Genomic DNA, 22,357 nt, shown 5'->3' with positions numbered 1-22,357 from the left:
CGGCGAGAGTAGAGGGGGGCTCGGCGGGCGGGGACACGACATGCCGTGGCCGGTTCACGGGAGCCACGGTCGGACCATCGGCGGTTACCGCGGACGGGCCGGCAGCCCGAAGCGCACCGGGACGCCGGGCGAGTAGAGCACGCTCTGCGGCTCCCCCACGGGTGCGGGAAGCCCCGCGGCCGCGACGAGGTTCTCGTCGCACTCGACGAGGCGCGCCCGGTGCAGGGGCCAGCGGGGGTGCGCGTTCGGGAGGTACATCGTGCGCCCGTGGAAGGTGCTGTGCATGCCCCAGCGTGCCGTCACGAAGTGTTCGAGTGCGCTGGGGGTGCCGATGCGGGCGCCGGTGCGCAGGACGATCCGGCTGCGGGCACCCCGGGGGCCGGGGGCGCGCCGCGTACTGGTGTAGGTGAGGGTGTCGCCCTCGCGCCGGACAGCCATGCGGGACCAGACGTACGGAAGCCCGAACGTGGCGCGGGCGACGGCCACGGGGATCAGCCGCGAGGCGTCCAGCGAGCGGAAGACCACCCCGCGCCGGCCGTGCGCGTCCCGCGAGTAGAGCCGGACGTTGGTCTCGGGGAAGGTGCCGAGGTAGGGGATGCCGGGCAGGCGCAGCCATCCGACGCGGTACATGCGGAAGGCGACCAGTCCGACGTAGGTGACGCCGTTCAGCGTGTCCGGTTCGGTCCCCGCGGGGAGCAGGGGCGCCACGTCGGCCGGGTCGGCGGCCCAGTGCAGGAACGCGAGGTCCAGCCAGGACTGCGTCATCAGCGGTCTCATCGCCGGGTCCGGCGGGTCGGGGGTGACGGCCTGCGGTGTACGGGGGGTGGGCGGCACCCACCCAGAATGGCAGAGGGGTCACGGTGTGCGCGGCGGCGGCAGCGTCGACCCGGACGGCGCGCCCGGCGAACGTCTCACTGCAGTGCGCGCACGGCGGCGCCGAAGAGCGGGGGCAGTCGCTGGGCGGCGGGCACGATCATCCCGGCGGTGACCGGATGCCCCGCCAGCCCCACCAGCGCCCGGGTGAGCAGGCGATGACGGCGGGTCAGCCGGGCCCATCGCGCGGGATACGCCTCGGGCCGGCCGGCGACGAGGCAGGCGACGGCCGCCGCCGCGGTCGCCGCCGCCAGGGCGACGCCCTCACCGGTGAGGGCGTCGACGTACCCGGCCGCGTCACCGACGAGCAGGACCCGGCCTGCTATCGGCGTGCTCACGGTCCGGCGCAGGGGACCCGCGCCGCGTACGGCCCCGTCCTCCAGTCCGCGCAGCGCGCGGGCCAGCGCGGGGAACGCGTCGAGGTGCTCCTCGTGGGAGCGCCGGTGGCCGCTGAGCACGGCGACCCCGACCAGTCCGTCCCCGACGGGGGTCACGTACGCCTCACCGTGCCGCGACCAGTGCACCTCGACGAAGTCGGTCCAGGGTGCGACCCGGTAGTGGCGGCGCAGCCCGTACCGGCGGGGTGGGGCGGAGGGGCGTTCGAGCCCGAGCGCGCGGCGCGTGGGCGAGTGCAGACCGTCGGCGGCGATCAGCCAGCGGGCCGTCAGCCCCGCCGCCGTGACGCGGTCGTCGCCCTGACTCACCTCGTCCACCCGGCCGGGGACGAAGCGCACACCGAGCTCCGCCGCGCGCCGGTGCAGCACGGTGTGCAGTTCGGTCCGCCGCACGCCGAGTCCGGTGCTCCCGCGGAAGCACGCCTCGGCACGCCTGTCACCCTGGACGTACCGGATCCCGCGGAGTTCCCGGCCGGACGGAGCGACTCCCAGCCCCCTCAGGGCCGCCACCCCGCTGGGCATGATGCCCTCGCCGCAGGCCTTGTCCACAGGAGCCGCGCGGGGCTCGACCACCACGGCCTCGCGGCCCGCCGCGGCCGCCCCGATCGCGGCCGCGAGACCGGCCGGCCCGCCGCCTGCGACCAGGATGTCGATCACGCGCGCACCGCGGCTTCCGGCACGCGGGCCAGGGCGCCGTCCTCGCACCGGATGCGTACGGCCATGAGGGCCGCGTTGAGCACGGTGAACAGGACGGCGGTGACCCAGGCACCGTGCACCAGCGGCAGGGCGGCCCCTTCGGCCGCGACCGCCACGTAGTTGGGGTGGCGGAGCAGGCGGTAGGGCCCGCCGGTCACCAGGGGCAGGCCGGGCACGACGATGACCCGGGTGTTCCATCGCCGGCCGAGCGTGCGGACGCACCACCAGCGCAGTCCCTGCGCGGCGGCCACCACCGCCACCATGGTCCAGCCAGGCACCGGGAGGAATTCCCGGCCCGCCAGCCAGGTCTCGGCGAGGCAGGCGGCGAGCAGCCCGGTGTGGAGGGCGACCATCGCCGGGTAGTGGCCGCGACCGGCCTCCGTGCCGCCCTGGGCCAGGCTCCAGCGCGTGTTGCGCAGCGCGAGCGCCAGCTCGGCGAAGCGTTCGGCCGCGACCGCCGCCACCAGGGCCGTGTACCAGATCATGTGTTCCTCCGGACTACCAGCGCAGCAGCACCAGTTCGCAGCAGAAGCCTGGGCCCATGGCCATCAGCACGCCGGGCGATCCGGGCTCGGGCCGCCGCTGTTCCATGGTGTCGCGCAGGACGTGCAGGACCGATGACGAGGAGAGGTTGCCGGCTTCGGCCAGGGCACGCCGGGTGACGTCCAGGGCCCCCTCGGGCAGGGCCAGCGCCTCGGTGACCGCTTCCAGGACCTTGGGGCCTCCGGGGTGGCACACCCAGCGGGCGATGTCCTTCGGCTTCAGCCCGTGCTGCTGGAGGAAGCCGCCGACGTCCTCGGCGAGATACCGGCGTACGACGTCGGGGACCGCGGGGTCGAGCACCACGGTGAAGCCCGAGCCGCGGATGTCCCATCCCATGACGTGGCCGGTGTCCGGGTAGAGGCGGCTGCGGGTGTCAAGCACCTCCGGTCCTTCAGCGGGAGCCGGGTGGTCGGCACCGACGAGGACCACGGCAGCCGCGCCGTCGCCGAACAGCCCTGTGGCGACGAGGTTGGCGGGCGTCGGGTCGTCCCGCTGGAAGGTCAGGGAGCAGAGCTCGACCGAGAGGAGTACAGCCACCTGTCCCGGCCGGCCCAGCAGGAAGTCGTGCAGCCGGGCGATCCCCGCGGCTCCCGCGACACAGCCGAGTCCGAAGACGGGGAGCCGCTTCACGTCGGGGCGAAGGCCGAGGCGCCCGACGAGCCGTGCGTCGATGGAGGGGGCCGCGATGCCCGTGACGGAGGTGAACATGAGCAGGTCCACGTCGGCGGGCCGCAGCCCCGCCTTGCGCAGGGCGCCGCGGACGGCTTCCGCTCCCAGCTCGACGGCGGCGCCGATGAACACGTCGTTCGCCGCCCCGAAGCCGTCCAGTCCGGCGTACCGCTCCAGGGGCAGCACCGTGTTCCTGGTGCGCACTCCCGCGTTCGCGTGGATGCGGTCGAGCAGGCGTCTGTCCGCCCCCGGGGGCAGGCAGACGCTCGCCGTCATGTCGGTGACTTCCCGCTGTGTGTGTCGGTGCGGCGGCAGGACCCCGTGAACGGCCGCGATCCGGGTCATCCTGGCCACCGCTTCGGAAGGGTCATGCGTACATCCTGACGGCAGACCGGGGCAAAACGGCGCACATGCGGTTCGTGGCAGCCGTGTTCGTGCGTGCCGGACTGTCTAGGATCGCCGGGTGGACACCACGGACCGGCCTTCGGCGTCCTCCCCCGCCGTCCGCCTGCCACGCGCGGCGCGGGGGCTTCTGCTGTCCTGCCATCCGGGGCCCTCCGGCGCGGTGACCGTGCTGATCGCCGTACTGGCCGTCAGTTCCGGTCTGCGCGGCGGCCGTTGTCTGCTCGTCGCCGCGGCGGTGCTGGCAGGGCAGCTCTCCGTGGGCTGGTGCAACGACGCGTTCGACGCCCGTCGGGACGCCGACGCCGGCCGGACGGGGAAGCCGGTCGCCCTCGGCCTGGTGAACCGGGGCACGGCGTGGGGGGCGGCGGCCGGCGCTCTCCTCCTGTGCGCGGCACTGTCGCTCGCCTGCGGGGCCGTGGCGGGCGCGGTGCATCTGGGCGGGGTCGCGGCGGCGTGGGCGTACAACCTGAAGCTGAAGGAGACGGCACTGTCCTGGCTCCCCTACGCCACCGGCTTCGCCGCCCTCCCCTGCCTGGTCGCCCTGAGCCTGCCCGGCAGCCCCTGGCCCGCCTGGTGGGCGGTGTCGGCGGGTGCGCTACTGGGGGTGGCGGCCCATCTGTGCGACGTACTGCCCGACATCGAGGAGGACCTCAGAGCGGGTGTCCGCGGCCTGCCCCAGCGCTGGGGCGCGGCCCGCACGCGGCTCCTGCTGCCCCTCCCCCTCGTCGCGGCCACCGCCGTGCTGGCGCTCGGCCCGCCGGGCCGGCCCGGCGGCCGGACCGTCGTCGCCCTCGCGGTCGTCGCCCTCTGCGGGACGGCGGCAACGGCCGTGGGGGCAGTCCCGCGTCCCGACGGGGCCTGGCGCAAGACCGCCCTGGCGGGGACGGTCGCCGTGGCCTCGGCGGATGTCGCACTACTCCTGGCGCAGGGCACGGGAATCGCGTGACAGGCCCATAGGTCACGCCCGGCGCGTCACGACAGCGCGCACGACCATAGAAGCCACGGGGCGAACAGGACGTGCGCCGCCGGGACGGTCGGCGCAGGGTGAAGCTGGCGACGACTTCGGAACTGGTCGCAGCGGCGAAGGGCCGTCGACGGGCTGCGAGCTGAACCGTCCTCGTCCGCGCGCACCCTGCCGCTCTCCGGCCCGCCGATGTATTCGGCGGGCCGGGCCGCGTTCTGGCGAGAAGCCCTCCGGCGGGCGCGCCTCGGCTCCCGCGGGACAGCCGGTGGCGCACTGCGACACGGCAGCGAGGCGCACGGGCTCCCGCTGCAGGACGGTGAAGAGACCGGGCGGGGCGGGACCCGTCGGAAACCCGGTCGAGGCGCGCCAGAAGTCCCTCCGGAGCCGGGTACGGCACCCAGTGAACGAGCGTTTTCCAGTGTGGTTAACATATGAGCACCGCCTAGCTCGAAAGATGGACTTGTGACTGCCACCGAGGACTCGTTCACCAACTGGAAGACCCGTGAGGAGATCGCGGAGTCGATGATCCCGATCATCGGGAAGCTGCACCGGGAGCGGGACGTCACGGTCCTGCTCCACAGCCGCTCCCTGGTGAACAAGTCGGTGGTCAGCATTCTCAAGACCCACCGCTTCGCCCGGCAGATAGCCGGCGCGGAGCTCTCGGTCACCGAGACGCTGCCCTTCCTCCACGCGCTGAGCAGCCTCGACCTCGGCCCGTCCCAGATCGACCTCGGGATGCTCGCCGCGACCTACCGGAGCGACGACCACGGCCTGTCGGTCGAGGAGTTCACCGCCGACGCCGTGGCAGGCGCCACCGGCGCCAACAAGACCGAGCGCCGCGAGTCACGTGACGTCGTCCTCTACGGCTTCGGCCGCATCGGCCGCCTGCTGGCCCGCCTGCTCATCGAGAAGACCGGCTCGGGCAACGGTCTGCGGCTGCGCGCCATCGTCGTACGCCGGGGAGCCGGGCAGGACATCGTCAAGCGCGCCTCCCTGCTCCGCCGAGACTCGATCCACGGACAGTTCCAGGGCACCATCACCGTCGACGAGGCGAACAGCAGGATCATCGCCAACGGCAACGAGATCAAGGTGATCTACTCCGACGACCCGAGCTCCGTGGACTACACGGCACACGGGATCAAGGACGCCATCCTCATCGACAACACCGGCCGCTGGCGCGACCGCGAGGGCCTGTCCAAGCACCTGATCCCCGGCATCTCGAAGGTCGTGCTCACCGCGCCGGGCAAGGGGGACGTCCCCAACATCGTCCACGGCGTCAACCACGAGACGATCAAGCCGGACGAGCAGATCATCTCCTGCGCCTCCTGCACCACCAACGCGATCGTCCCGCCGCTGAAGGCGATGGCGGACGAGTACGGCGTACTGCGCGGACACGTGGAGACCGTCCACTCGTTCACCAACGACCAGAACCTGCTGGACAATTACCACGACTCCGACCGTCGCGGCCGTTCGGCGCCCCTCAACATGGTCATCACCGAGACGGGCGCCGCTTCGGCCGTCACGAAGGCACTGCCCGACCTGAAGGCGAAGATCACGGGCAGTTCGATCCGTGTTCCGGTGCCGGACGTCTCCATCGCGATCCTCAACCTGCAGCTCGCCCGTGGCACCGACCGCGAGGAGGTGCTCGAACACCTCCGAAACGTCTCGCTGACCTCGCCGCTCCGGCGCCAGATCGACTTCATCACCGCACCCGACGCGGTCTCCAGCGACTTCATCGGCTCGCGCCACGCCTCGATCGTGGACGCGGGTGCGACGAAGGTCGAGGGCGACAACGCGATCCTCTACCTCTGGTACGACAACGAGTTCGGATACTCCTCCCAGGTCATCCGGGTCGTCCAGCACGTCTCCGGCGTGGAGTACCCGACCTACCCGGCTCCAGCCGTCTGACCCTGCGGGTCTTCGGCCCCGGTATGCGCCGGGGCCGACAGCCGTACCGGGCGGCCCGAGCGCCGCTCGCCCAGGTTCCGGACGGCACGCACCGAGTGCGCCTGCGCCGGGCGCAGTTGCCCGACCCGCCTCTTGAACGACCATGCTTTCCGGCCGCCACGCCCCGGAGTGCACGGCCGTCGTCGCGTTCTTGAATGACGTCCCGACTTGACCAGAACCGAGTGGCACATCCTCAAAGAGGCCGTCGACGCGGCCTACGCGGCCGTGCGGGCGAGCGGCGCGGAGATCGTCCACCCGCTACGGGACGAGGAGTGGGGGGTGCGCCGGTTCTTCGTCCGGGACCCCAACGGCCGGGTGATCAACGTGCTGAGCCACATCTGACGCGCCCGCGAGCCACATGGCACCCGCGCGGCCGGGGCGGGCGCCGCCCCGCTCGCGCGTTCCTCGCCGCGACCGCCGGGAAGTGACGCGGTACACGCACGCCGCGAGGCATGGTCGGCGCTGCTCGGGACAGTGACTGAGGTGGACCCCGACCGGGCGTGACCGGCGCCGGGCGGTCGGTCCGCGGACCAGCGGAACCCGAAAGGTGGCTCGGCGGACGCCCCTGGGGTACGAGAAGACCCGGGAGGGCAGTGCCCTGCCCCACACCCCCGTCGACCAGGTGAGAGATGACCAGCCACATAGACGAAAAGCCCAGCGAGAAGCCCACCCCCTCCAGATCCGGCGACGCGCTCCACACCGAGCGCACGCGGCGGCTCCGGCGCCGGCTGGAGCGCCTGATCGGTATCGCGGCGACGGAAGGCAACGAACTCGTCCCGCTCCGCAACGGGGACGAGATCTTCGCCGCGATGCTGGGTGCCATCCGTGCTGCCGAGCACACCGTGGACATGATGACGTTCGTGTACTGGCGTGGTGACATAGCGCGGGATTTCGCGCAGGCGTTGTCGGAGCGGGCGCGTGCGGGTGTGCGGGTGCGGCTGCTGCTCGACGGGTTCGGTAGCCGGCTGATCGAGAAGGACCAGCTGGCGATGATGGAGGAGGCCGGGGTGGAGGTGGCGTGGTTCCGCAAGCCGCTGTACCTCTCGCCGCTGAAGCAGAACCACCGCTGCCACCGCAAGGTCCTCATCACCGACGAGGAGGTGGCGTTCACCGGTGGCGTGGGGATCGCCGAGGAGTGGTGCGGCGACGCGCGCAACGAGAACGAGTGGCGGGACACCCATGTGCGGGTGAAGGGCCCGGCCGTGGACGGTCTGGCCGCCGCGTTCGCCCAGAACTGGGCCGAGTGCCATGACGAGCTCTTCACCGACCAGGACAGGTTCGTCGACGCCACGCACCACGGCGACGCCGTCGTGCAGGTGGTGCGGGGTTCGGCCAGTTTCGGCTGGCAGGACATGCAGACCCTGCTCCGCGTCGTGCTGGAGTCCGCCGAGGAGCGGGTGCGCCTGACGACGGCGTACTTCGCCCCGGACACGTATTTCATCGAACTGCTCTGCGCCACCGCCCGGCGGGGGGTGACCGTCGAGATCCTGCTGCCCGGCCCGCACACCGACAAGCGGGTGTGCCAGCTGGCCGGACAGCACCACTACCAGGACCTCACCGCCTGCGGCGTGAAGATCTACCAGTACCAGCCCACCATGTTGCACACGAAGGCGCTCACGGTGGACGGCGTCGCCTCGCTGATCGGGTCGACGAACTTCAACCGCCGCTCCCTCGACCACGACGAGGAAGTCATGCTCACCGTCCTGGATCCGGCGTTCACCGCCACCCTGGACGAGCACTTCGAGGCGGACGTACAGCGAAGCGTGCTCATCGAGGAGGGCCGCTGGAAGCGCCGCTCCGTGGGGCAGCGGATGCGGGAGACCGCGATCCTGCCGATCCGCCGCTGGCTCTGAGGCGGGGGCCGGCCGTGGTTCGTCCGGTCACCCGGTCACCGGGGTGTGGCGGCCCGCCTGCGGGGCATACGGGCATTCACCTGCTGTTCAACGGGTGAGAGGGAATGGATCCATGATCGAGTCTGTCGAAGCACAGCCGGGTGCGTCCGCGGTGACGACGGAGCCTGTGCCCGACCTGCAACTGCAGCTGCTCATCCAGTTGCTGGACAGGGAGATGCGTTCCAGCCTTCCGATCACCCTCACCCTCACGGGCGGCGTACTGCACGGCGACGTGATCGGGCACGAGGCTTGGAAGGCGGACTGGGCCAGAAGCCTGCGCCAGGTCGAGGGCGAGGGCGCGAACCTCATCGCGGAGTTCCCGGAGACCGTCGACCAGGGGATCAGGGAACTGGGGACCGGCGAGGGGGCCTCGCAGCTGCCCCGCTGGATTCACCTCCGGGGCGCCACACTGCTGTTCGGCGGCGCGGGTTCGCTGCGGCTTCCCCTGTGGCGCGGCCGGCTGGCCGACGTCTCGGGCTGGGCGCTGGGGCGACCTCAGTGACGGAAAGCCCTTAGTGGAACTCGGCGCCGAAGCGCCGGGCCGTGCGGGAACGCCGGGCGCGAAGGTGGACCTGACGAGGTCGCTGCGTGGGCAGGCCGGCGGACAGCACCGGCGCCTCGACCGGATCAGTCGCCCGTCACCGCGAGTGGGCCGTCCGCGGCGAAAGCCAGGCCCGCGAACCTTTCACCCATGCGCAGGTGCGTGGCGGCGTCGGGGTGGAGCTCGTCGGGCAGCGGGAGTTCGGCGTAGTCCGCCTCGCCGTAGAGCTCGCGGCCGTCGAGGTGATACAGGTGGGGGTCGTCCGCCGCACGCTGCTTGACGATGCGCGCGAGTTCGTCCCTGATGACGTTCAGGGTGAGTTTCCCGGCGGCGGTCTCCGCCGGATCGCCCGCGGCACGGAACCGAAGCCTTCCCTCGCCCAGCGTGGTGAAGTCGGGAGCACTTGGCCCCGGGGCGTCCTCGTGGATGGGGCAGAGGACCGGCGAGACCACCAGCAGCGGTGTGGTCGGGTGACCTTCACGGACCGTGTCGAGGAAGCCGTGGACGGCCGGGGCGAATGCGCGCAGGCGCATCAGGTCGGTGTTGACCAGGTTGATGCCGATCTTGACGCTGATCAGGTCGGCCGGGGTGTCACGCATCGCCCGAGCCGTGAAGGGGTCGAGCAGGGCGCTGCCGCCGAGCCCGAGGTTGATCAGCTCGACACCGCCGAGAGCGGCGGCGCGGGCGGGCCAGGTGGCCGTGGGGCTCGCGGCGTCGGATCCCTGGCTGATCGAACTCCCGTGATGCAGCCATACCTTGCGTCCCCTGGTGGGCATGGGCTCGACGGGGGCGTTGGCGCGCAGGGCGACGAGTTCGGTCGTCTCGTTGTGCGGGAGCCAGATTTCGACGTCCTTCATGCCCGCGGCCAGACCGGAGAAACGGGCGGTACCCGTGCTCCCCGTCAGGGTCTCGGTGGACCCCGTGGTCATGTCGATGGTCAGCACGTCGCCGCCCGCCACAGTGGCGCTGCCGGCGGGGCTGCCGTCGACGAGCAGGTCGTAAACCCCGTCCGGCCGGGGCGGGGCACCCACGTACGCACGCTTGGTCGGCAGGGTCTCCAGCTCCAGGACTGTGGCACGGGTACGCAGGGCGAGCCGCACCCCGGACGGCTGCGCCTCGGCCATGGCCAGTTGCGCGTCGGTGTTCTGGGCCCGGGCACGGGCGGGAAGCCGGTGCGGCAGCAAGCCGCGCTCCGTACGCTCCTGATCGAGGGCGCCGCGCAGGAGTCCCCCGGTGAGTGGGACATCGGTCAGCTCGTCGTGCGCGCTGTCGTGGTGGGTGCTCATTCCATACCGCCTGTCCGGTCGTGTGTGGCTGACGGGGTTCGAGAGGGCCCGCCCTTGTCAGGAGGCCGCGGGTCCTGGCCAGTTCCGCAGCAGGGCGTCCAAGGCGTCCAGAACCCGTGACCAGGTCTCCTGGGTGCCGGGCGAGCTGTGGCTGAAGCTGCCCCCGCTCTCCAGGCTGATGTAGCCGTGGAAGACGCTGCCCAGCAGCCTGACCGCGTGCGTCTGGTCCGGCTCCGTCAGGTCGTAGCCGCGCAGGATCGCCCGCGTCATCTGGGCGTGCCTCACTCCGGCGCTGGCGGCCGCCGCCTCGGGGTCCAGACGGAGCTGCGCCGCGGCGTAACGGCCCGGGTGTTCCCCGGCGTAGTCGCGGTAGGCGTTCGCGAACGCCTCCAGGGCGTCCTTGCCGGACCGGCCGGCCAGCGCCGCGGCGACGCGGTCCGCGAGTTCCGCCAGCGCCAGCAGGGCGATCCTGGTCTTGAGGTCCTGGGAGCTCTTCACGTGCGAGTACAGACTCGCGTCCTTGACACCGAACCGCCGGGCGAGTGCCGCGACGGTGACTTTGTCGAACCCGACCTCGTCGGCCAGTTCGGCTCCGGCCTGCGCCAGTCGTTCCGCGGTCAGTCCTGCTCGCACCATGGGCACCATCCTCATCGACGAATGCAATTATGCGACTACCTAGCTATCCTAGGCAAATTCCTAATCACTTCAGCTTCCTCTCAGACGTCAGTGACCTGTATGGACCTGGGAGGCCGACGTCAAAGAGGTGTCAGGGACGGTCCCGCAGGGCTTCGGGGCGGGGATAGCTTCGGTGTCGCGCGTCGGGTCACCTCCCGCTCCCGGGCGCCACCACCCACCATGAATCCCCAGGAGGGGCCCATGTGTCTGATGTCGTACGAAAGTGAACCCGAGCCCGAAGAACCGCTCCCGGCCGGGCCCCTCTACGTGCCCGTCCGGCCGGGAAGGGGTGCGGAGGCGGCCATCCGGCTGTTCCGCACCCCCTTGGGCACCCGCACCGCCGTCGGCTTCACGAGCGCTGCGCGCCTGACCGCGACGCTCGGCACCGGTCAGCGCTTCGTCCGGCTGTCGGAAGCGTTGCTGCGCACCCTGTGCGAGCCGCTCGGGGCGTACCTGGTGACGGTCGACCCGGCTCTGTCGGCGCCTGCGGTCACCGCCTCCATCCCTCGCCCGGGCCGCGCCCCGGTCCGCAACGCCTGAAGGGGAGCTACTTCCATGACCGTCATCACACCGCCCGGGACAGTCGCGGGCACCGACGACCTGTCCGTCTGGCCCTCCTCCACCAGCCGCCTGCCCCATGGTGACCTCGCCGTCGGAGGGGTCTCCCTGACCGAGGTCGCCCGGCGCTTCGAGACTCCGGTCTACGTGCTGGACGAGGGCGAGCTGCGGACCCGGTGCAGGACCTACCGGGACGCCTTTCCTGGTGCCGAAGTGCTGTACGCCGCCAAGGCGTTGCTCTGCCGGGCCGTCACCCGCTGGGTCGACGAGGAGGGGCTCGGCATGGACGTGTGCTCGGCCGGCGAGCTGGAGCTGGCGGCAGCCGGAGGATTCCCGCCGGAGCGCATGCTCCTGCACGGCAACGCGAAGTCCCCGCGCGACCTGGAGACCGCACTGCGGCTCGGGGTGGGAAGGATCGTGATCGACAGCGCGTCGGAGATCGCGCGACTGGCCGCCGCCGTGGGACCGCACGGGCACCAGCGCGTGTTGGTCCGGGTGACGCCGGGGATTTCCGCGGGCGGCCACGAGAAGATCCGTACGGGCAGGGACGGCCAGAAGTTCGGGCTCAGCCTGACCGACGGCTCCGCGCAGCACGCGATCGCCCGCGTCCTGGACCAGCCGCAGCTGCAACTGACCGGACTGCACTGCCACATCGGATCCCAGATCACGGACATCAGACCGTACGTCACCTCTCTGCGCCGCATGGTCGGGCTGATGGCCAGGATCCGCGACACCCACGGCCTGGTCCTGCCCGAACTCGACCTGGGCGGCGGACACGGCGTCGCCTACCGCCCGGGCGAGCCTTCGATGGCGCTCCCCGCCCTCGCCCGCGCCCTGCGCGCGGAACTCGTGGCGAGCTGCGCCGCCGCACGCCTGGACGTACCCCGGCTGCTCCTCGAGCCCGGGCGTGCGATCGCCGGACCTGCCGGGGTGGCCCTCTACCGCGTCCTGGCCGTCAAACACACGGGCGCCCAGGTGTTCGTGGCCGTCGACGGCGGCATGAGCGACAACCCCCGGCCCGCTCTCTACGGCGCTCGCTACGTCCCGCGCATGGTCGGCCGGCGCTCGTCCGCCGCACCGACGCGCACCACCGTCGTGGGCAGGCACTGCGAGGCGGGCGACATCCTGGCCGCCGACGTCGAACTGCCCGGCGACACACGCCCGGGGGACCTGATCGCCGTGCCCGTGGCGGGCGCGTATCACCTGTCCATGGCCTCCGGGTACAACATGGTCGGCCGGCCTCCGGTGGTGGCGGTCGGGGACGGCGCCGCCCGGCTGCTCGTACGGCGGGAAACCCTCGACGACTTCCGCGGGCGGGACGTCGGGGAATAGGACCGGCCAGGAATACCGCACGTTCGACGGCTTCCTCGCCGAGGTCACTCCGGAAGACAAGATGGCCCCCGCGTTGTCGCATACGGCAGCCGAGTTGCCGCGGACTCGACATCATCGGCACACAAGTTCCCTATTGTGGTCGCAAACTGATCATCCGTAGCTACACGCACAGGAGTTCACGATGTCCAGACCCGACGACGATGCACCCGGCCTGCGCATCGACACCAGCCGACCGCATCCCGCCCGGATGTACGACTGGTTCCTCGGGGGCAAGGACAACTACCCGGTGGACGAGGCGATGGGCCGACAGATGCTGGCGGTCGAACCCGGTGTACCGGTCATGGCCAAGGTGAACCGGGCCTTCATGCACCGTGCCACGCGCTGGCTGACGAACCAGGGCATCCGGCAGTTCCTCGACATCGGTACCGGGATACCCACCGAGCCCAACCTCCACCAGGTCGCCCAGCAGGCGGCGCCCAGCACGCGCGTCGTCTACTGCGACAACGACCCGATCGTGCTGGCACACGCCGAGGCCCTGCTGAAGGGCGCCCCTGAGGGTGCGATCGACTACGTCCAGGCGGACGCACGCGACGTCGACTCCATCCTCGAACGCGCGGGCAGAACACTGGACTTCAGCAGGCCCGTCGCGCTGTCGATGATCGCTCTGCTGCACTTCGTGAGCGACGAGGACGGCGCCTACGAACTGGTGGAACGGCTGACCGGCGTGCTCGCACCCGGCAGCCACCTGGTGATCTCGCACCTCACCGCCGACTTCCATCCGGCGGCGGCCGGCAAGGTCGACGAACTGTACAAGGCCAACACGCTGACACTGGCGCCCAGGACCCGCGAGCGCTTCGCCCGCTTCTTCGACGGTCTCGACATCGTCGAGCCCGGCATCGTGGCGGCGGAGGCCTGGCACCCGGAGCTCGGGGAGCCGGTCCCCGGCCAGGACGACGTCATCAGCGCCGGCTACGTGGCGGTGGGCCGCACGTCGTAGCGAGCAGCCCTGCCCTGCCGCCCGCCACCGTACGGCCGGGACAGCGCGACCGGGACCTCGTGCCTCCGAGGGTCGGCGGTCCGACGGTTGCCGGCAAGGCGCTGTCGACCGTATCCGCGGGTGCGACCGCGAGGGTCTCGGTGGTGCCGTCGGTAAGGACGCCTCGAAGTGCCGCGCACCGGCAGACCGCGGGGGCCGTGTGCCGGTATGACGTCGGCTCAGGCCGTCTGCCTGTCGTCACCGTTCCACCGGACACAGGAGACGACCACGACGAGCGGCCAGAACGACTGGGCGAACGTGATGACACGCTCGGCCGCCCCGGCGGTGTCGAGCAGGAACAGGGCGAGCAGGAACCACCCCCCACCGAGCCACATGAACACGGTCGCCCCGGTGGACGGCCCCGGGCGCAGACCCCACGGCGCGGTCCCACCGGGCGGTGACGCCGGCGGCCGAAGCGGCACCACCGCTCCCTCCGCTTCGCTTCGCAGCCGGGCGGTGCGGCGGCGCACCGCCAGGACCGGCCAGACCGCGAGCAGCGAGAATCCCACCGCGACCACCGCGCCGTGGGCGAGGGAACCGCCGCTGCTCGGCGCCGGGAAGAACGCGAGCAGCATCGCGGAGAGGCCGCCGCCCGCCAGCGCGACCCGTCCGACGAGCGCGGCGGGACGCAGCCCGCAGGCGGTGACCACGTGACAGACACCCAGGGCGACGAGGGCCGATGTCATCACCCAGTAACCGCCGGCCCCGGCGGCGGCGAGGATGCTGATCGTCGTGGTGGCCGGGTCGTACCCGGGCCCGTGCAGCTCCGCCGAGACGGACCAGCCTCCGACGAGGAGGACGGGAGCGCACACCGAGGAGAAGAGGACCCACCAGGGGACAGATCGCATCGGGAAACGTTAGATCGCCGGGACCCGCAAGGCCGGGTGCACACGCTGGCGGGGTGCACACGCTGGCGGGAACATCGATCAGTCCGAGCGGATCTGCGCGGGAGGTCTCATGGCGCCCCCCGACCCCTCAGCCCCCGACACCTCCGGCGGCCCGATGATCCGCCGTGACCAGCGGCAACGCGTCATCGACTACATCAACATCGATATCGACGGACTGCCGGAGAACGATCCCGAATGCGCCATGGGAATATAGTCGACCGGTCAGCTGCTTCCCGGAATGCCGGTTGCAGCCGACCGGTTCGAACCGCCTCCTTGGAGACCCGTTACATGAGCACGTCCGGTCAGAAGATCGCCGGCATCACCGGTGCGTCGCAGTGCGTCGGGGCAGCTTCGTCGGCGCCATCGAGTACGTCGGCCGAGCCGTCCGCAGCAATGCCGTGGCCCTCGGCATAATCAAGACGCCGATGCATCGCGAAGAGCACCACGAGGCGTTCGCCGCACTTCACCCGGTCGGGCGGACAGGCGAGGTCGGCGATGTCGTCGACGCCGCCGTCTACCGAGAGAACCCCCCTTCATGACCGGCGAGATCCTGCACGTCGACGGGGGGCCGGAGCGCCGGTCGCTGATCGATCCCCCATAGCGGCGGGCTCCAGGCAAGCCCGCCCCAACCCCTACGGAAGCAGCCATGAGCAGAATCTTTCTCATCACCGGTGTCAGCACCGGCCTGGGGCGCGCCTTCGCCGCGGAGGCGCTGGCGGCCGGCCACCGGGTAGTTGGGACCGTGCGCCAGCCCGGCCAGATCCCCGAGTTCGAATCCCTGGCCCCGGACCGCGCCACCGGGATGCTACTGGACGTCACCGACGACCACGAGGTGGACGCCGTGGTCAGGCGGATCGAACAGGAGATCGGCCCGACCGACGTCCTGGTCAGCAACGCCGGTTACGGTGTCGAGGGAACCGTCGAGGAATCGTCGCTGAACGACCTCCGCAGCCAGTTCGACGTCAACGTCTTCGGGACAGTCGCGGTCGTCAAGGCCGTCCTCCCCTCCATGCGGCGCCGCCGGAGTGGCCACATCGTCACGCTCTCGTCCATGGCGGGCCTCACGGCGCTCCCCGGCGTCGCCTTCTACGGCGCCAGCAAGTTCGCCATCGAGGGCTTCTCCGCCTCCTTGGCACAGGAAGTCGCGCCGTTCGGCGTCCACGTCACCTCTCTCGCTCTCGGCTCGTTCCGCACGGACTGGGCCGGGCGCTCCATGGTCCGTGTTCCGCGCACCATCCCGGACTACGACACCGTCTTCGATCCCATCCGTGCCGCCCGAAACGCCAAGGACGGCAACCAGACAGGTGATCCGGACCGTGCGGCCAAGGCCCTTATGACGGTGCTGGAAGCAGAGGCCCCTCCCGTCCACCTGGTACTCGGTACCGACGCGGTCAACGTCATCGAGCAGGGTCAGCGACGCTTGCGGGCCGACATGGAGACGTGGGCCGAGCTGACAGCCTCAACCGACTTCCCGCCCGCCGGATAGTCGGCCTGACCGGGATGCACCTCACAGCCTGCCCAGGCTGTCGACGGCGTGTCCTTCAGCCGAGAGGCTCTCGGGCCCCGCGGGCGCCCGAGAGCCGTCTTTAAACGTACGGCGAAGCAGGGCAGGACATGAGGGTCTCGCTCGAAACGGCAGATGCTCGTGCCGGGCACCTCGCGTGCCTCCCCGCAGGACATGGACGCGCCGCTGAACCTGCCGCACAGGCACCTCGTCCGCACCCCTCGGGACAAGTCCGCCTCCTCGGGACGTATTCCGCCTTCGAGCGGGTAGGCGCGTGATGCCGGCCCACCCGAAGACGCGTGTCCGGCACCGGACCTGGATCCCACCAGAGGAGAACCCTGCTGTGCTGACACCCAGTCCTCAGGACCTGCGCGTGGCCCTCGCGCGTTACGCCGACGCCCGCATCGAGGACGCGCGTGGTTCCACGGACGCCACCGCACGTGCCGTGGAGGACGCGACGTACACGCTCTGCGTGATGACCGGGACCCGGGACGTCTCGCAGGCGCTCCACATCGCCGACACCATGCTCGGCATGCGGACCCCGGCTTCCCCCGCGGTCCGTCCGCCGGACGGTCTCCAGCAGGGCGAATCCCTCCAGGCTGCCTGAGATACCGTCAGCACGGTTACGGGAAAGCCGAGGTGGCCGGGGCCACGGTCGGCCCCGGCTTGCCCGCCGTCGGCCTAATCCCGGCCCGCGAAGACTCGGCACGGGGACTCTGAACGGGTGGACGACACCCTGCACGGGGGCGGCGAGGAGAAGAGCGCGGAACGTCTGACGACCCTGTCCGACGGCATCTTCGCGATCGCCATGACCCTGTTGGTCCTCGACGTCCGAGTCCCTCCGGGGCTGAGCGCCGACGGCTTCAGAGAAGCCTTCGTCGACGTGCTTCCGGACCTGGGGGCCTATGCCCTGAGCTTCTGGATCCTGGCCGGTTTCTGGCGTGACCACCGACGGATCGTGCGGCTGGTTCCGCCCATCGAGAAGGTGCCGCTCGGGTTCGCGCTCATCTGGCTCGGCGCCATCGCGCTCATCCCCTTCCCGACCTCACTGCTCTCCGAGTACGCCGATCAGCCCTTGGCCGTCGCGGTGTACGCGGGCACGGTGTGCGTCACCAACCTGCTGGAACTCACGGTGCTCAGGACAGGCCTGAAGAATCCCAGGTCCCGCGATCAAGCCACGCAGTACACGGCCCGGTCGGTGTCAGCGGACCTGATCTGCACAGCCGCGGTCTTCGCGGTCAGCGTGCCCCTGGCCTACGGCTTCTCGACCGACGTCGCCCTGTGGTCCTGGCTGGCCCTGCTGCCGGCCAAGATCATCCTGAGTCGCAGGATCCCCGGCCCGCGGGCCGGCTGACGCATTCCGGCACGGTCCCGGGCCCCGGGCCGGACCCGACGGAGGCCGGCGCCACTCGGCGCAGGCCTCCGTCACGCGACCCTCCGTGCGGCCGTCACGCCGGGGCGACGGCGAGGGATTCGTAGTACGCGCCCAGCTTCCGCAGGTAGAAGAGGTCACCCGTGTCCTGATCCCGCTCGAAGCGCGGGGCTTCCTTGATCTGGTCCTTGGTGCACCCGACCTTGATCACCCGTTCGGTGTCGTCGACGGCGGTCACCATGCCGGCCGGGACGACGACGCTCCTGCCGAACTTCCAGACCCCGGCATCGATCACCAGGTGGTCGTAGCCCGGGACGGGCGAGAGCCTGACGACGGTGCCGACGCTCCCGTCGGGCGCTTCCACACCGTATTCGACCACGTCGTCGCCCAGGGAACGGTTCAGCTCTGCCGGACATGCCCAGACGGTGTTCATTGTCGCCTCCTCCTGGCAGCCGACCGTTCCGGCCGCCGGACCTTCCATATGCCCCGCAGAGCGCGGCCGAAGCGCGGGGACGGAAGCGGTGTCGGCCGGTTGGTCGTGCGGCCGGGCCGCGGCGGGCGCGTCCGGCTGCCGAGGACCGCGGCTGACTAAGGAGCCATCTCGTACGCCCCCGCGAGCGCTTCGACGCGCTCCCAGACCCGCGCCGAGCGGGCGTCGTCGACGACGGGGCGCCGCACGGCGGCCATGGCCCAGTTCTGCTGTGCCTCGGTGGCCGAGTCCTTGCCGTGCAGTTCGACGGCGTTCGCGGAGAAGTCGCGTACGAGCACGGAGAACAGCTCGTCGAGCACGTCCTCGTCCAGGCCGGTCAGGCGGGCCTGTTCCAGGATGAGCTGCCCGTGCACCACGAGGGCGAAGAGCTGTCCTACCGAGAGCAGGAAGTCCAGGTCGCGGCTCTGTTCGTCGTCGGGTGCGGTGTGGGCGACGAAGTCGCACAGGGCGTCGGCCTGCTCCCTGAAGCGGGCGACGTTGGGCACCTCCGCACAGGCGTCGAAAGCGGGCCGCCAGTCGTGGAAGCGTACTGAACCCAGCCCGCGGGCGGGCCCCTGCCGGAAGAGGAACGCGTCGTCGGCGGCGTCCGTGCGCGTCGCGACGGGCTCGTAACCGGCCGGATCCAGAAGGTGGTTGCGCATGAACTTCAGGATGAGCGCGAGGTTGACGTGGACCGTGCCTTCGAGCTTGGGCAGGCCACGGATCTCCACGGCGGCCTGGGCGAAGTAGGTGTCCTTCTCGAACCCCTTGGCGGCGACGACGTCCCACATGAGGTCGATGACGCGCTCGCCCTCCGTGGTCACCTTCATCTTGGTCATCGGGTTGAACAGGAGGTACCTGCGGTCGTCGGGCCCGGCCGACCGGAAGTAGTCGACGGCACGGTCGCTGAACAGCTTCATGCCGACGAGCCGGACGTAGGCGTCGGCGAGCTCCCGCCGGACGTGGGGGAAGGCGGTGACCGGGCGCCCGTACAGGATGCGGGTGTGCGCGTGGGTGACGGCCTCGTACATCGCATGCTCGCAGATGCCGATCGAGGCCGTGCAGAGGTTGAACTTGCCCACGTTGACGGTGTTGAGGGCGGCGTCGAAGGCGGCCCGCCCCGTGTGCAGGACGTCGTCGGGCGCGACCGGGTAGCCGTCGAGACGGAACTCGCTGACGTACTTGGAGGAGTCGACGACGTTCTTCACCAGGTGGTAGGCGCCGTGGCGGCTGTCCGCCGCGAAGAAGACGTAGCCGTCCGGGCCCTCGACGTCGGTGCGGCGGCCGAAGACGGAGACGAGCCCGGCCGCGTTGCCGTTGCCTATGTAGTACTTGGATCCGGTCGCGAGGAACCCGCCGTCGCCGTCGGGCTCCAGCAGCATGTCCGTGGAGTAGATGTCGGCGCCGTGCGCCTTCTCGGACAGGCCGAAGGCGAACACCTCTCCCTGTGCGAGGAGTTCAGCGGCCCGACTGCGGGCGGCGGCGTTGCCGCTCTGCCACACCGGTCCGAGGCCGAGGATCGTCACCTGCCAGGCGTACCAGTAGTCGAGTCCGTAGAACCCGAAGATCTCGTTGAGCGCGGCGATCCGGGCGGTGTCCCAGCGCTGGCCGTCCCGGCTCGCGGCGGACGCGGGGGTGAGGAAGGTGGCGAACAGTCCCTCCTTCGAAGCGAACGCGAGGAAGTCTCCCAGCCAGGCGCGGGAGCGGTAGTCCTCGATGAGCCGGCGCTTGCCCCGGTCCTCGAACCAGTCGATGGTGGCGCGCAGCAGCCTGCGGGTCTCGGGGTCGAAGTGCGCCGGGTCGTAGGCATGCGGGTTGAACAGCAGCGGGTCGGCCATGGTGATACGCCTTCCGGATGGTCGGGGACGGAGTGGGCGGGGCGGTTCAGGTACGCGGCCGGGTGCTGTCGAGCCGCCGGAGGGTGGCGAGCACGTCGTCGAGCCAGGCCACGGTCATGCGCTCGTACGCGATGCCTCCGCGCAGCACCACGTGCTGCAGCTCCGCGCCGGCGTCGAGGGGTTCGGGGGCGTCGGGGCCGGTGAAGTCGCGCAGTTCCCCGGCGAGGTAGTGGGCGAGGCGGTCGCTGTGCACCGAGTGGTGGCGCTCGACCTCGCGGAGCAGGGTGGCCGGGTCGTCGAAGGCCGCCCCACGGATCTTCACGGCGAGGTCGTGACGGAGACTCTCGGGTTCGATCGGCTCGTGCAGCCACGCGGAGAGCACCGTGCGGCCCGGGCCCGCGACGGAGTACTCGCGTTTGTCGGGGCGGCGCTCCTGCGGGACGTCACGGACGTCGAGCAGGCCTTCGCCCTCCATGCGCTTGAGGACGCGATAGATCTGCTGGTGCGTGGCGGTCCAGAAATAGCCGATGGACCGCTCGAACCTACGGGCCAGCTCGTAGCCGGAACCCGGCTGCTCCAGCAGGGAGACGAGGATCGCGTGTTCGAGCGCCATGCCTCGATCGTTCTATGCAACTCGTTGCATAGCAAGCACCGAGGCCCCGGTGAGACACGCCTCACTCGGCGGGCTCACGGGCCGGACCCGGGTGCCGAAGCGCTGTCACGCCCGAGGCCTCGTCGTGCCCCGAGCCCAGCCACGCCCCCGGCCCCGGCGCGTCCGAGGCCCGCGCTCAGATGACGTCGCCGGCGATTCCGGTCAGGCAGACCGATTCCTGCCACAGCGCCAGAGCCATGTTCATGTCCTGGGCGCGTGCTGACATGCGCGCGAGTGCGGGCCCGCCCCTGGTCTCTCCGAGCAGCCGGGGACCGTAGTAGCTGCCGCCGAGCGCCCCCGGCAGCGTCGCCGCGTACAGGGTGGGCAGTGCTCCGGCGGAAGCCGGCTGTGTGAAGACGCGTGTGGCCCGCTCGATCTTCGCCGCCCAGGTCCGTCCGGCCAGTCGTGGCCCCGCTTGTCCCAGTTCCGTCGCGGACAGACCGGGGTGGGCGGCCAGCGCGATCACCTGCTTGTCCGCCGCGTCCGCCCGGCGCTGGAGCTCCGCCGTGAAGAGCAGGTTGGCCAGCTTGGACTGCGCGTAGGCGCGCCACTTGTCGTATCCGCGTTCGGCGTTGAGGTTGTCGAAGTCGATGCGGCCGATGCGGTGAGCCAGCGACGAGAGGGTCACGACCCGGGAGGGACGGCCGGCTCCCAGAAGTGGCATCAGGTGCAGCGTGAGCGCGAAATGGCCGAGATGATTGGTGCCGAACTGCATTTCGAATCCGTCTGCCGTGCGCATCAGGGGCAGCGCCATCACGCCGGCGTTGTTCACCAGGAGATCGAGCCTGCCGTCGGTCTCCTTGGCGATGTGGTCGGCGGCCTCGGCGACGGCTGACAGGTCCGCCAGGTCGAGCCCGACCAGCCGGGTGTCCGATCGGGGCGCGGCCCGTCGTACGGCCTCCAGTGCACGTCGGCCACGTTCGGGATCACGGCAGGCGAGCACCGTCCTTGCGCCGGACCGTGCCAGGGCGAGCGCGGTCACCGCTCCGATTCCGCTGTTGGCGCCGGTGACCACCGCCGTGGTGCCGGCGAGGTCGGGCATGTCGTCGAGGGTCCATGAGTGCATGGGCTACGCCTCCCCCGCGACCGCCGACGCACACCCGGCGAGCGTCTGGTTGGCCGCCCCCTGTCGGGCACGGGAACCGGCAGCGTCCGGGCCGGGCTCCGGAGGGCTGCAGTGCCTGCGCATGATCCGAGTGTGAGCCGGACGGGCGCCCCCCGCGCACGTCAGGAGGGCCGCGCGGTTCTGCGGGCGACGGCGCTGCCTCAGGCCTTCCTGACGAGCAGACCGGCGGCGAGGAGCCCCGCGTGACCCATGTCGGCGTCGGTGTACTCACCTCCCAGGAGGTGGGAGACGTACGCGTCCTGGTCCAGGGTGAAGGGCTCGACGAACTCCTCGGCGTCGGGTGTGGGTTCGGCGACCTTGCGGCAGTCGCGCGCCAGCACCCCGTAACGCACGTGGGTCGCGTAGGACGCCAGGTACGTCCTCATGAAGACCTCCAGCGTCCCCGCACGAAATCCGCTCTCCTCCAGCAGCTCGCGCGCCGCCGCGTCCAGCACGTCCTCACCGGGCTCGACCATGCCGCCCGGGAGCTCCGCCAGCACCTTGCCGGGCCCTGGCCGGAACTGGCGTACGAGAACGCCTCTGCCGTCCTCCGTGAACGCGACGAGGGCGACCGTCGGTGAGCCGTGGAGGACGTCCCACCGGGAATCCTTGCCGTCGGGCTGGACGTAGGTTCGACAGCTCACCCTCAGATAACCGGCCGGCTCCGGGCGCTCGCTCTTCAGCGCCCATGTCAATGCGTCAGGACTCTCCGTCACGA

The 22,357-nt window shown here is 71.1% G+C and carries 24 protein-coding genes and 1 pseudogene; 12 read left to right on the top strand and 13 right to left on the bottom strand.

Going from position 1 to position 22,357, the window contains the following annotated elements:
• Positions 1 to 84: 84 nt before the first annotated feature.
• The 4 genes from ACFU5K_RS11825 to ACFU5K_RS11810 form a co-directional block, all read right to left on the bottom strand.
• Positions 85 to 777 (bottom strand): YqjF family protein, encoded by a 693-nt coding sequence (locus ACFU5K_RS11825; protein WP_384059548.1) that lies wholly within the window; start codon positions 775 to 777, stop codon positions 85 to 87.
• A 134-nt stretch (positions 778 to 911) separates the two neighbouring features.
• Positions 912 to 1,925: an NAD(P)/FAD-dependent oxidoreductase gene (locus tag ACFU5K_RS11820; RefSeq protein WP_384059449.1), complete on the bottom strand. Its 1,014-nt coding sequence runs from the start codon at positions 1,923 to 1,925 to the stop codon at positions 912 to 914.
• Positions 1,922 to 2,449: an isoprenylcysteine carboxyl methyltransferase family protein gene (locus ACFU5K_RS11815; RefSeq protein ID WP_384059446.1), complete on the bottom strand. Its 528-nt coding sequence runs from the start codon at positions 2,447 to 2,449 to the stop codon at positions 1,922 to 1,924. The genes ACFU5K_RS11820 and ACFU5K_RS11815 overlap by 4 nt, the downstream gene beginning before the upstream one ends.
• 13 nt (positions 2,450 to 2,462) lie before the next feature.
• The gene (locus tag ACFU5K_RS11810) at positions 2,463 to 3,521 is read right to left on the bottom strand and encodes a type III polyketide synthase (RefSeq protein ID WP_384059443.1); all 1,059 of its coding nucleotides are present in this window, start codon (positions 3,519 to 3,521) and stop codon (positions 2,463 to 2,465) included.
• Positions 3,522 to 3,639: 118 nt separating this feature from the next.
• On the opposite strand from ACFU5K_RS11810, the gene ACFU5K_RS11805 reads away from it, so the two are divergent.
• The 5 genes and pseudogenes from ACFU5K_RS11805 to ACFU5K_RS11785 all read left to right on the top strand — a co-directional run bounded on the left by ACFU5K_RS11805 (position 3,640) and on the right by ACFU5K_RS11785 (position 8,886).
• Complete coding sequence (locus ACFU5K_RS11805; RefSeq protein WP_384059440.1) at positions 3,640 to 4,527, top strand: UbiA family prenyltransferase; 888 nt, start codon at positions 3,640 to 3,642, stop codon at positions 4,525 to 4,527.
• 480 nt (positions 4,528 to 5,007) lie between these two features.
• Positions 5,008 to 6,453 (top strand): glyceraldehyde-3-phosphate dehydrogenase, encoded by a 1,446-nt coding sequence (locus tag ACFU5K_RS11800; RefSeq protein ID WP_384059437.1) that lies wholly within the window; start codon positions 5,008 to 5,010, stop codon positions 6,451 to 6,453.
• Between the two features lie 243 nt (positions 6,454 to 6,696).
• A pseudogene (locus ACFU5K_RS11795) lies at positions 6,697 to 6,834 on the top strand (VOC family protein); the annotation flags it as partial.
• A gap of 287 nt (positions 6,835 to 7,121) precedes the next feature.
• Positions 7,122 to 8,345 (top strand): phosphatidylserine/phosphatidylglycerophosphate/cardiolipin synthase family protein, encoded by a 1,224-nt coding sequence (locus ACFU5K_RS11790; RefSeq protein WP_384059434.1) that lies wholly within the window; start codon positions 7,122 to 7,124, stop codon positions 8,343 to 8,345.
• A gap of 112 nt (positions 8,346 to 8,457) precedes the next feature.
• Positions 8,458 to 8,886 carry a hypothetical protein gene (locus ACFU5K_RS11785; RefSeq protein WP_384059431.1) on the top strand — a complete coding sequence of 143 codons (429 nt, stop codon included), beginning with the start codon at positions 8,458 to 8,460 and terminating at the stop codon, positions 8,884 to 8,886.
• Positions 8,887 to 9,011: 125 nt separating this feature from the next.
• Here the strand turns inward: ACFU5K_RS11785 and ACFU5K_RS11780 are convergent, their stop codons facing one another.
• On the bottom strand, positions 9,012 to 10,211 hold the full coding sequence (locus ACFU5K_RS11780) for a GDSL-type esterase/lipase family protein (protein ID WP_384059428.1): 1,200 nt from the start codon (positions 10,209 to 10,211) through the stop codon (positions 9,012 to 9,014).
• A gap of 57 nt (positions 10,212 to 10,268) precedes the next feature.
• Positions 10,269 to 10,847, bottom strand: coding sequence for a TetR/AcrR family transcriptional regulator (locus ACFU5K_RS11775; protein WP_384059426.1), 579 nt, complete (start codon positions 10,845 to 10,847; stop codon positions 10,269 to 10,271).
• A gap of 240 nt (positions 10,848 to 11,087) precedes the next feature.
• On the opposite strand from ACFU5K_RS11775, the gene ACFU5K_RS11770 reads away from it, so the two are divergent.
• From ACFU5K_RS11770 to ACFU5K_RS11760, 3 genes are all read left to right on the top strand, one after another.
• Positions 11,088 to 11,426, top strand: coding sequence for an SAV_915 family protein (locus ACFU5K_RS11770; RefSeq protein ID WP_384059423.1), 339 nt, complete (start codon positions 11,088 to 11,090; stop codon positions 11,424 to 11,426).
• A 15-nt stretch (positions 11,427 to 11,441) separates the two neighbouring features.
• Entirely contained in the window at positions 11,442 to 12,776 is a 1,335-nt protein-coding gene (lysA, locus tag ACFU5K_RS11765; RefSeq protein ID WP_384059420.1) for a diaminopimelate decarboxylase, read from the top strand.
• 181 nt (positions 12,777 to 12,957) lie between these two features.
• Positions 12,958 to 13,773: an SAM-dependent methyltransferase gene (locus ACFU5K_RS11760; protein WP_384059417.1), complete on the top strand. Its 816-nt coding sequence runs from the start codon at positions 12,958 to 12,960 to the stop codon at positions 13,771 to 13,773.
• 218 nt (positions 13,774 to 13,991) lie between these two features.
• Here the strand turns inward: ACFU5K_RS11760 and ACFU5K_RS11755 are convergent, their stop codons facing one another.
• Positions 13,992 to 14,660, bottom strand: a complete 669-nt coding sequence (locus ACFU5K_RS11755) for a DUF998 domain-containing protein (RefSeq protein WP_384059415.1) — start codon at positions 14,658 to 14,660, stop codon at positions 13,992 to 13,994.
• Between the two features lie 109 nt (positions 14,661 to 14,769).
• Between ACFU5K_RS11755 and ACFU5K_RS11750 the strand changes: the two genes are divergently transcribed.
• Positions 14,770 to 14,913 (top strand): hypothetical protein, encoded by a 144-nt coding sequence (locus tag ACFU5K_RS11750; RefSeq protein ID WP_384059412.1) that lies wholly within the window; start codon positions 14,770 to 14,772, stop codon positions 14,911 to 14,913.
• A gap of 88 nt (positions 14,914 to 15,001) precedes the next feature.
• Here the strand turns inward: ACFU5K_RS11750 and ACFU5K_RS11745 are convergent, their stop codons facing one another.
• A complete protein-coding gene (locus ACFU5K_RS11745; protein ID WP_384059410.1) occupies positions 15,002 to 15,145 on the bottom strand; it encodes a hypothetical protein in 144 nt (47 codons plus the stop codon).
• A gap of 200 nt (positions 15,146 to 15,345) precedes the next feature.
• On the opposite strand from ACFU5K_RS11745, the gene ACFU5K_RS11740 reads away from it, so the two are divergent.
• The 3 genes from ACFU5K_RS11740 (at position 15,346) to ACFU5K_RS11730 (ending at position 17,557) form a co-directional block, all read left to right on the top strand.
• Positions 15,346 to 16,185, top strand: coding sequence for an oxidoreductase (locus ACFU5K_RS11740; RefSeq protein ID WP_384059407.1), 840 nt, complete (start codon positions 15,346 to 15,348; stop codon positions 16,183 to 16,185).
• A 361-nt stretch (positions 16,186 to 16,546) separates the two neighbouring features.
• Positions 16,547 to 16,810, top strand: coding sequence for a DUF5133 domain-containing protein (locus ACFU5K_RS11735; protein WP_384059404.1), 264 nt, complete (start codon positions 16,547 to 16,549; stop codon positions 16,808 to 16,810).
• Between the two features lie 117 nt (positions 16,811 to 16,927).
• The gene (locus ACFU5K_RS11730; protein ID WP_384059401.1) at positions 16,928 to 17,557 is read left to right on the top strand and encodes a TMEM175 family protein; all 630 of its coding nucleotides are present in this window, start codon (positions 16,928 to 16,930) and stop codon (positions 17,555 to 17,557) included.
• Positions 17,558 to 17,651: 94 nt separating this feature from the next.
• On the opposite strand, the gene ACFU5K_RS11725 is transcribed toward ACFU5K_RS11730, so the two are convergent.
• From ACFU5K_RS11725 to ACFU5K_RS11705, 5 genes are all read right to left on the bottom strand, one after another.
• Complete coding sequence (locus ACFU5K_RS11725) at positions 17,652 to 18,008, bottom strand: hypothetical protein (protein ID WP_384059398.1); 357 nt, start codon at positions 18,006 to 18,008, stop codon at positions 17,652 to 17,654.
• A gap of 155 nt (positions 18,009 to 18,163) precedes the next feature.
• Entirely contained in the window at positions 18,164 to 19,882 is a 1,719-nt protein-coding gene (locus ACFU5K_RS11720) for an acyl-CoA dehydrogenase family protein (protein WP_384059395.1), read from the bottom strand.
• A gap of 46 nt (positions 19,883 to 19,928) precedes the next feature.
• Positions 19,929 to 20,495 carry a PadR family transcriptional regulator gene (locus ACFU5K_RS11715; protein WP_384059392.1) on the bottom strand — a complete coding sequence of 189 codons (567 nt, stop codon included), beginning with the start codon at positions 20,493 to 20,495 and terminating at the stop codon, positions 19,929 to 19,931.
• A gap of 175 nt (positions 20,496 to 20,670) precedes the next feature.
• Positions 20,671 to 21,600, bottom strand: coding sequence for an oxidoreductase (locus tag ACFU5K_RS11710; protein WP_384059389.1), 930 nt, complete (start codon positions 21,598 to 21,600; stop codon positions 20,671 to 20,673).
• A 200-nt stretch (positions 21,601 to 21,800) separates the two neighbouring features.
• The gene (locus ACFU5K_RS11705) at positions 21,801 to 22,355 is read right to left on the bottom strand and encodes an NUDIX hydrolase (protein ID WP_384059386.1); all 555 of its coding nucleotides are present in this window, start codon (positions 22,353 to 22,355) and stop codon (positions 21,801 to 21,803) included.
• Between the last annotated feature and the right edge of the window lie 2 nt (positions 22,356 to 22,357).

It is taken from the genome of Streptomyces sp. NPDC057428, assembly GCF_042803195.1.
Taxonomy (GTDB): Bacteria; Actinomycetota; Actinomycetes; order Streptomycetales; family Streptomycetaceae; genus Streptomyces.
Note: the sequence above shows the minus strand (reverse complement) of the source record. Positions and strands in the feature narration are given on the sequence as shown.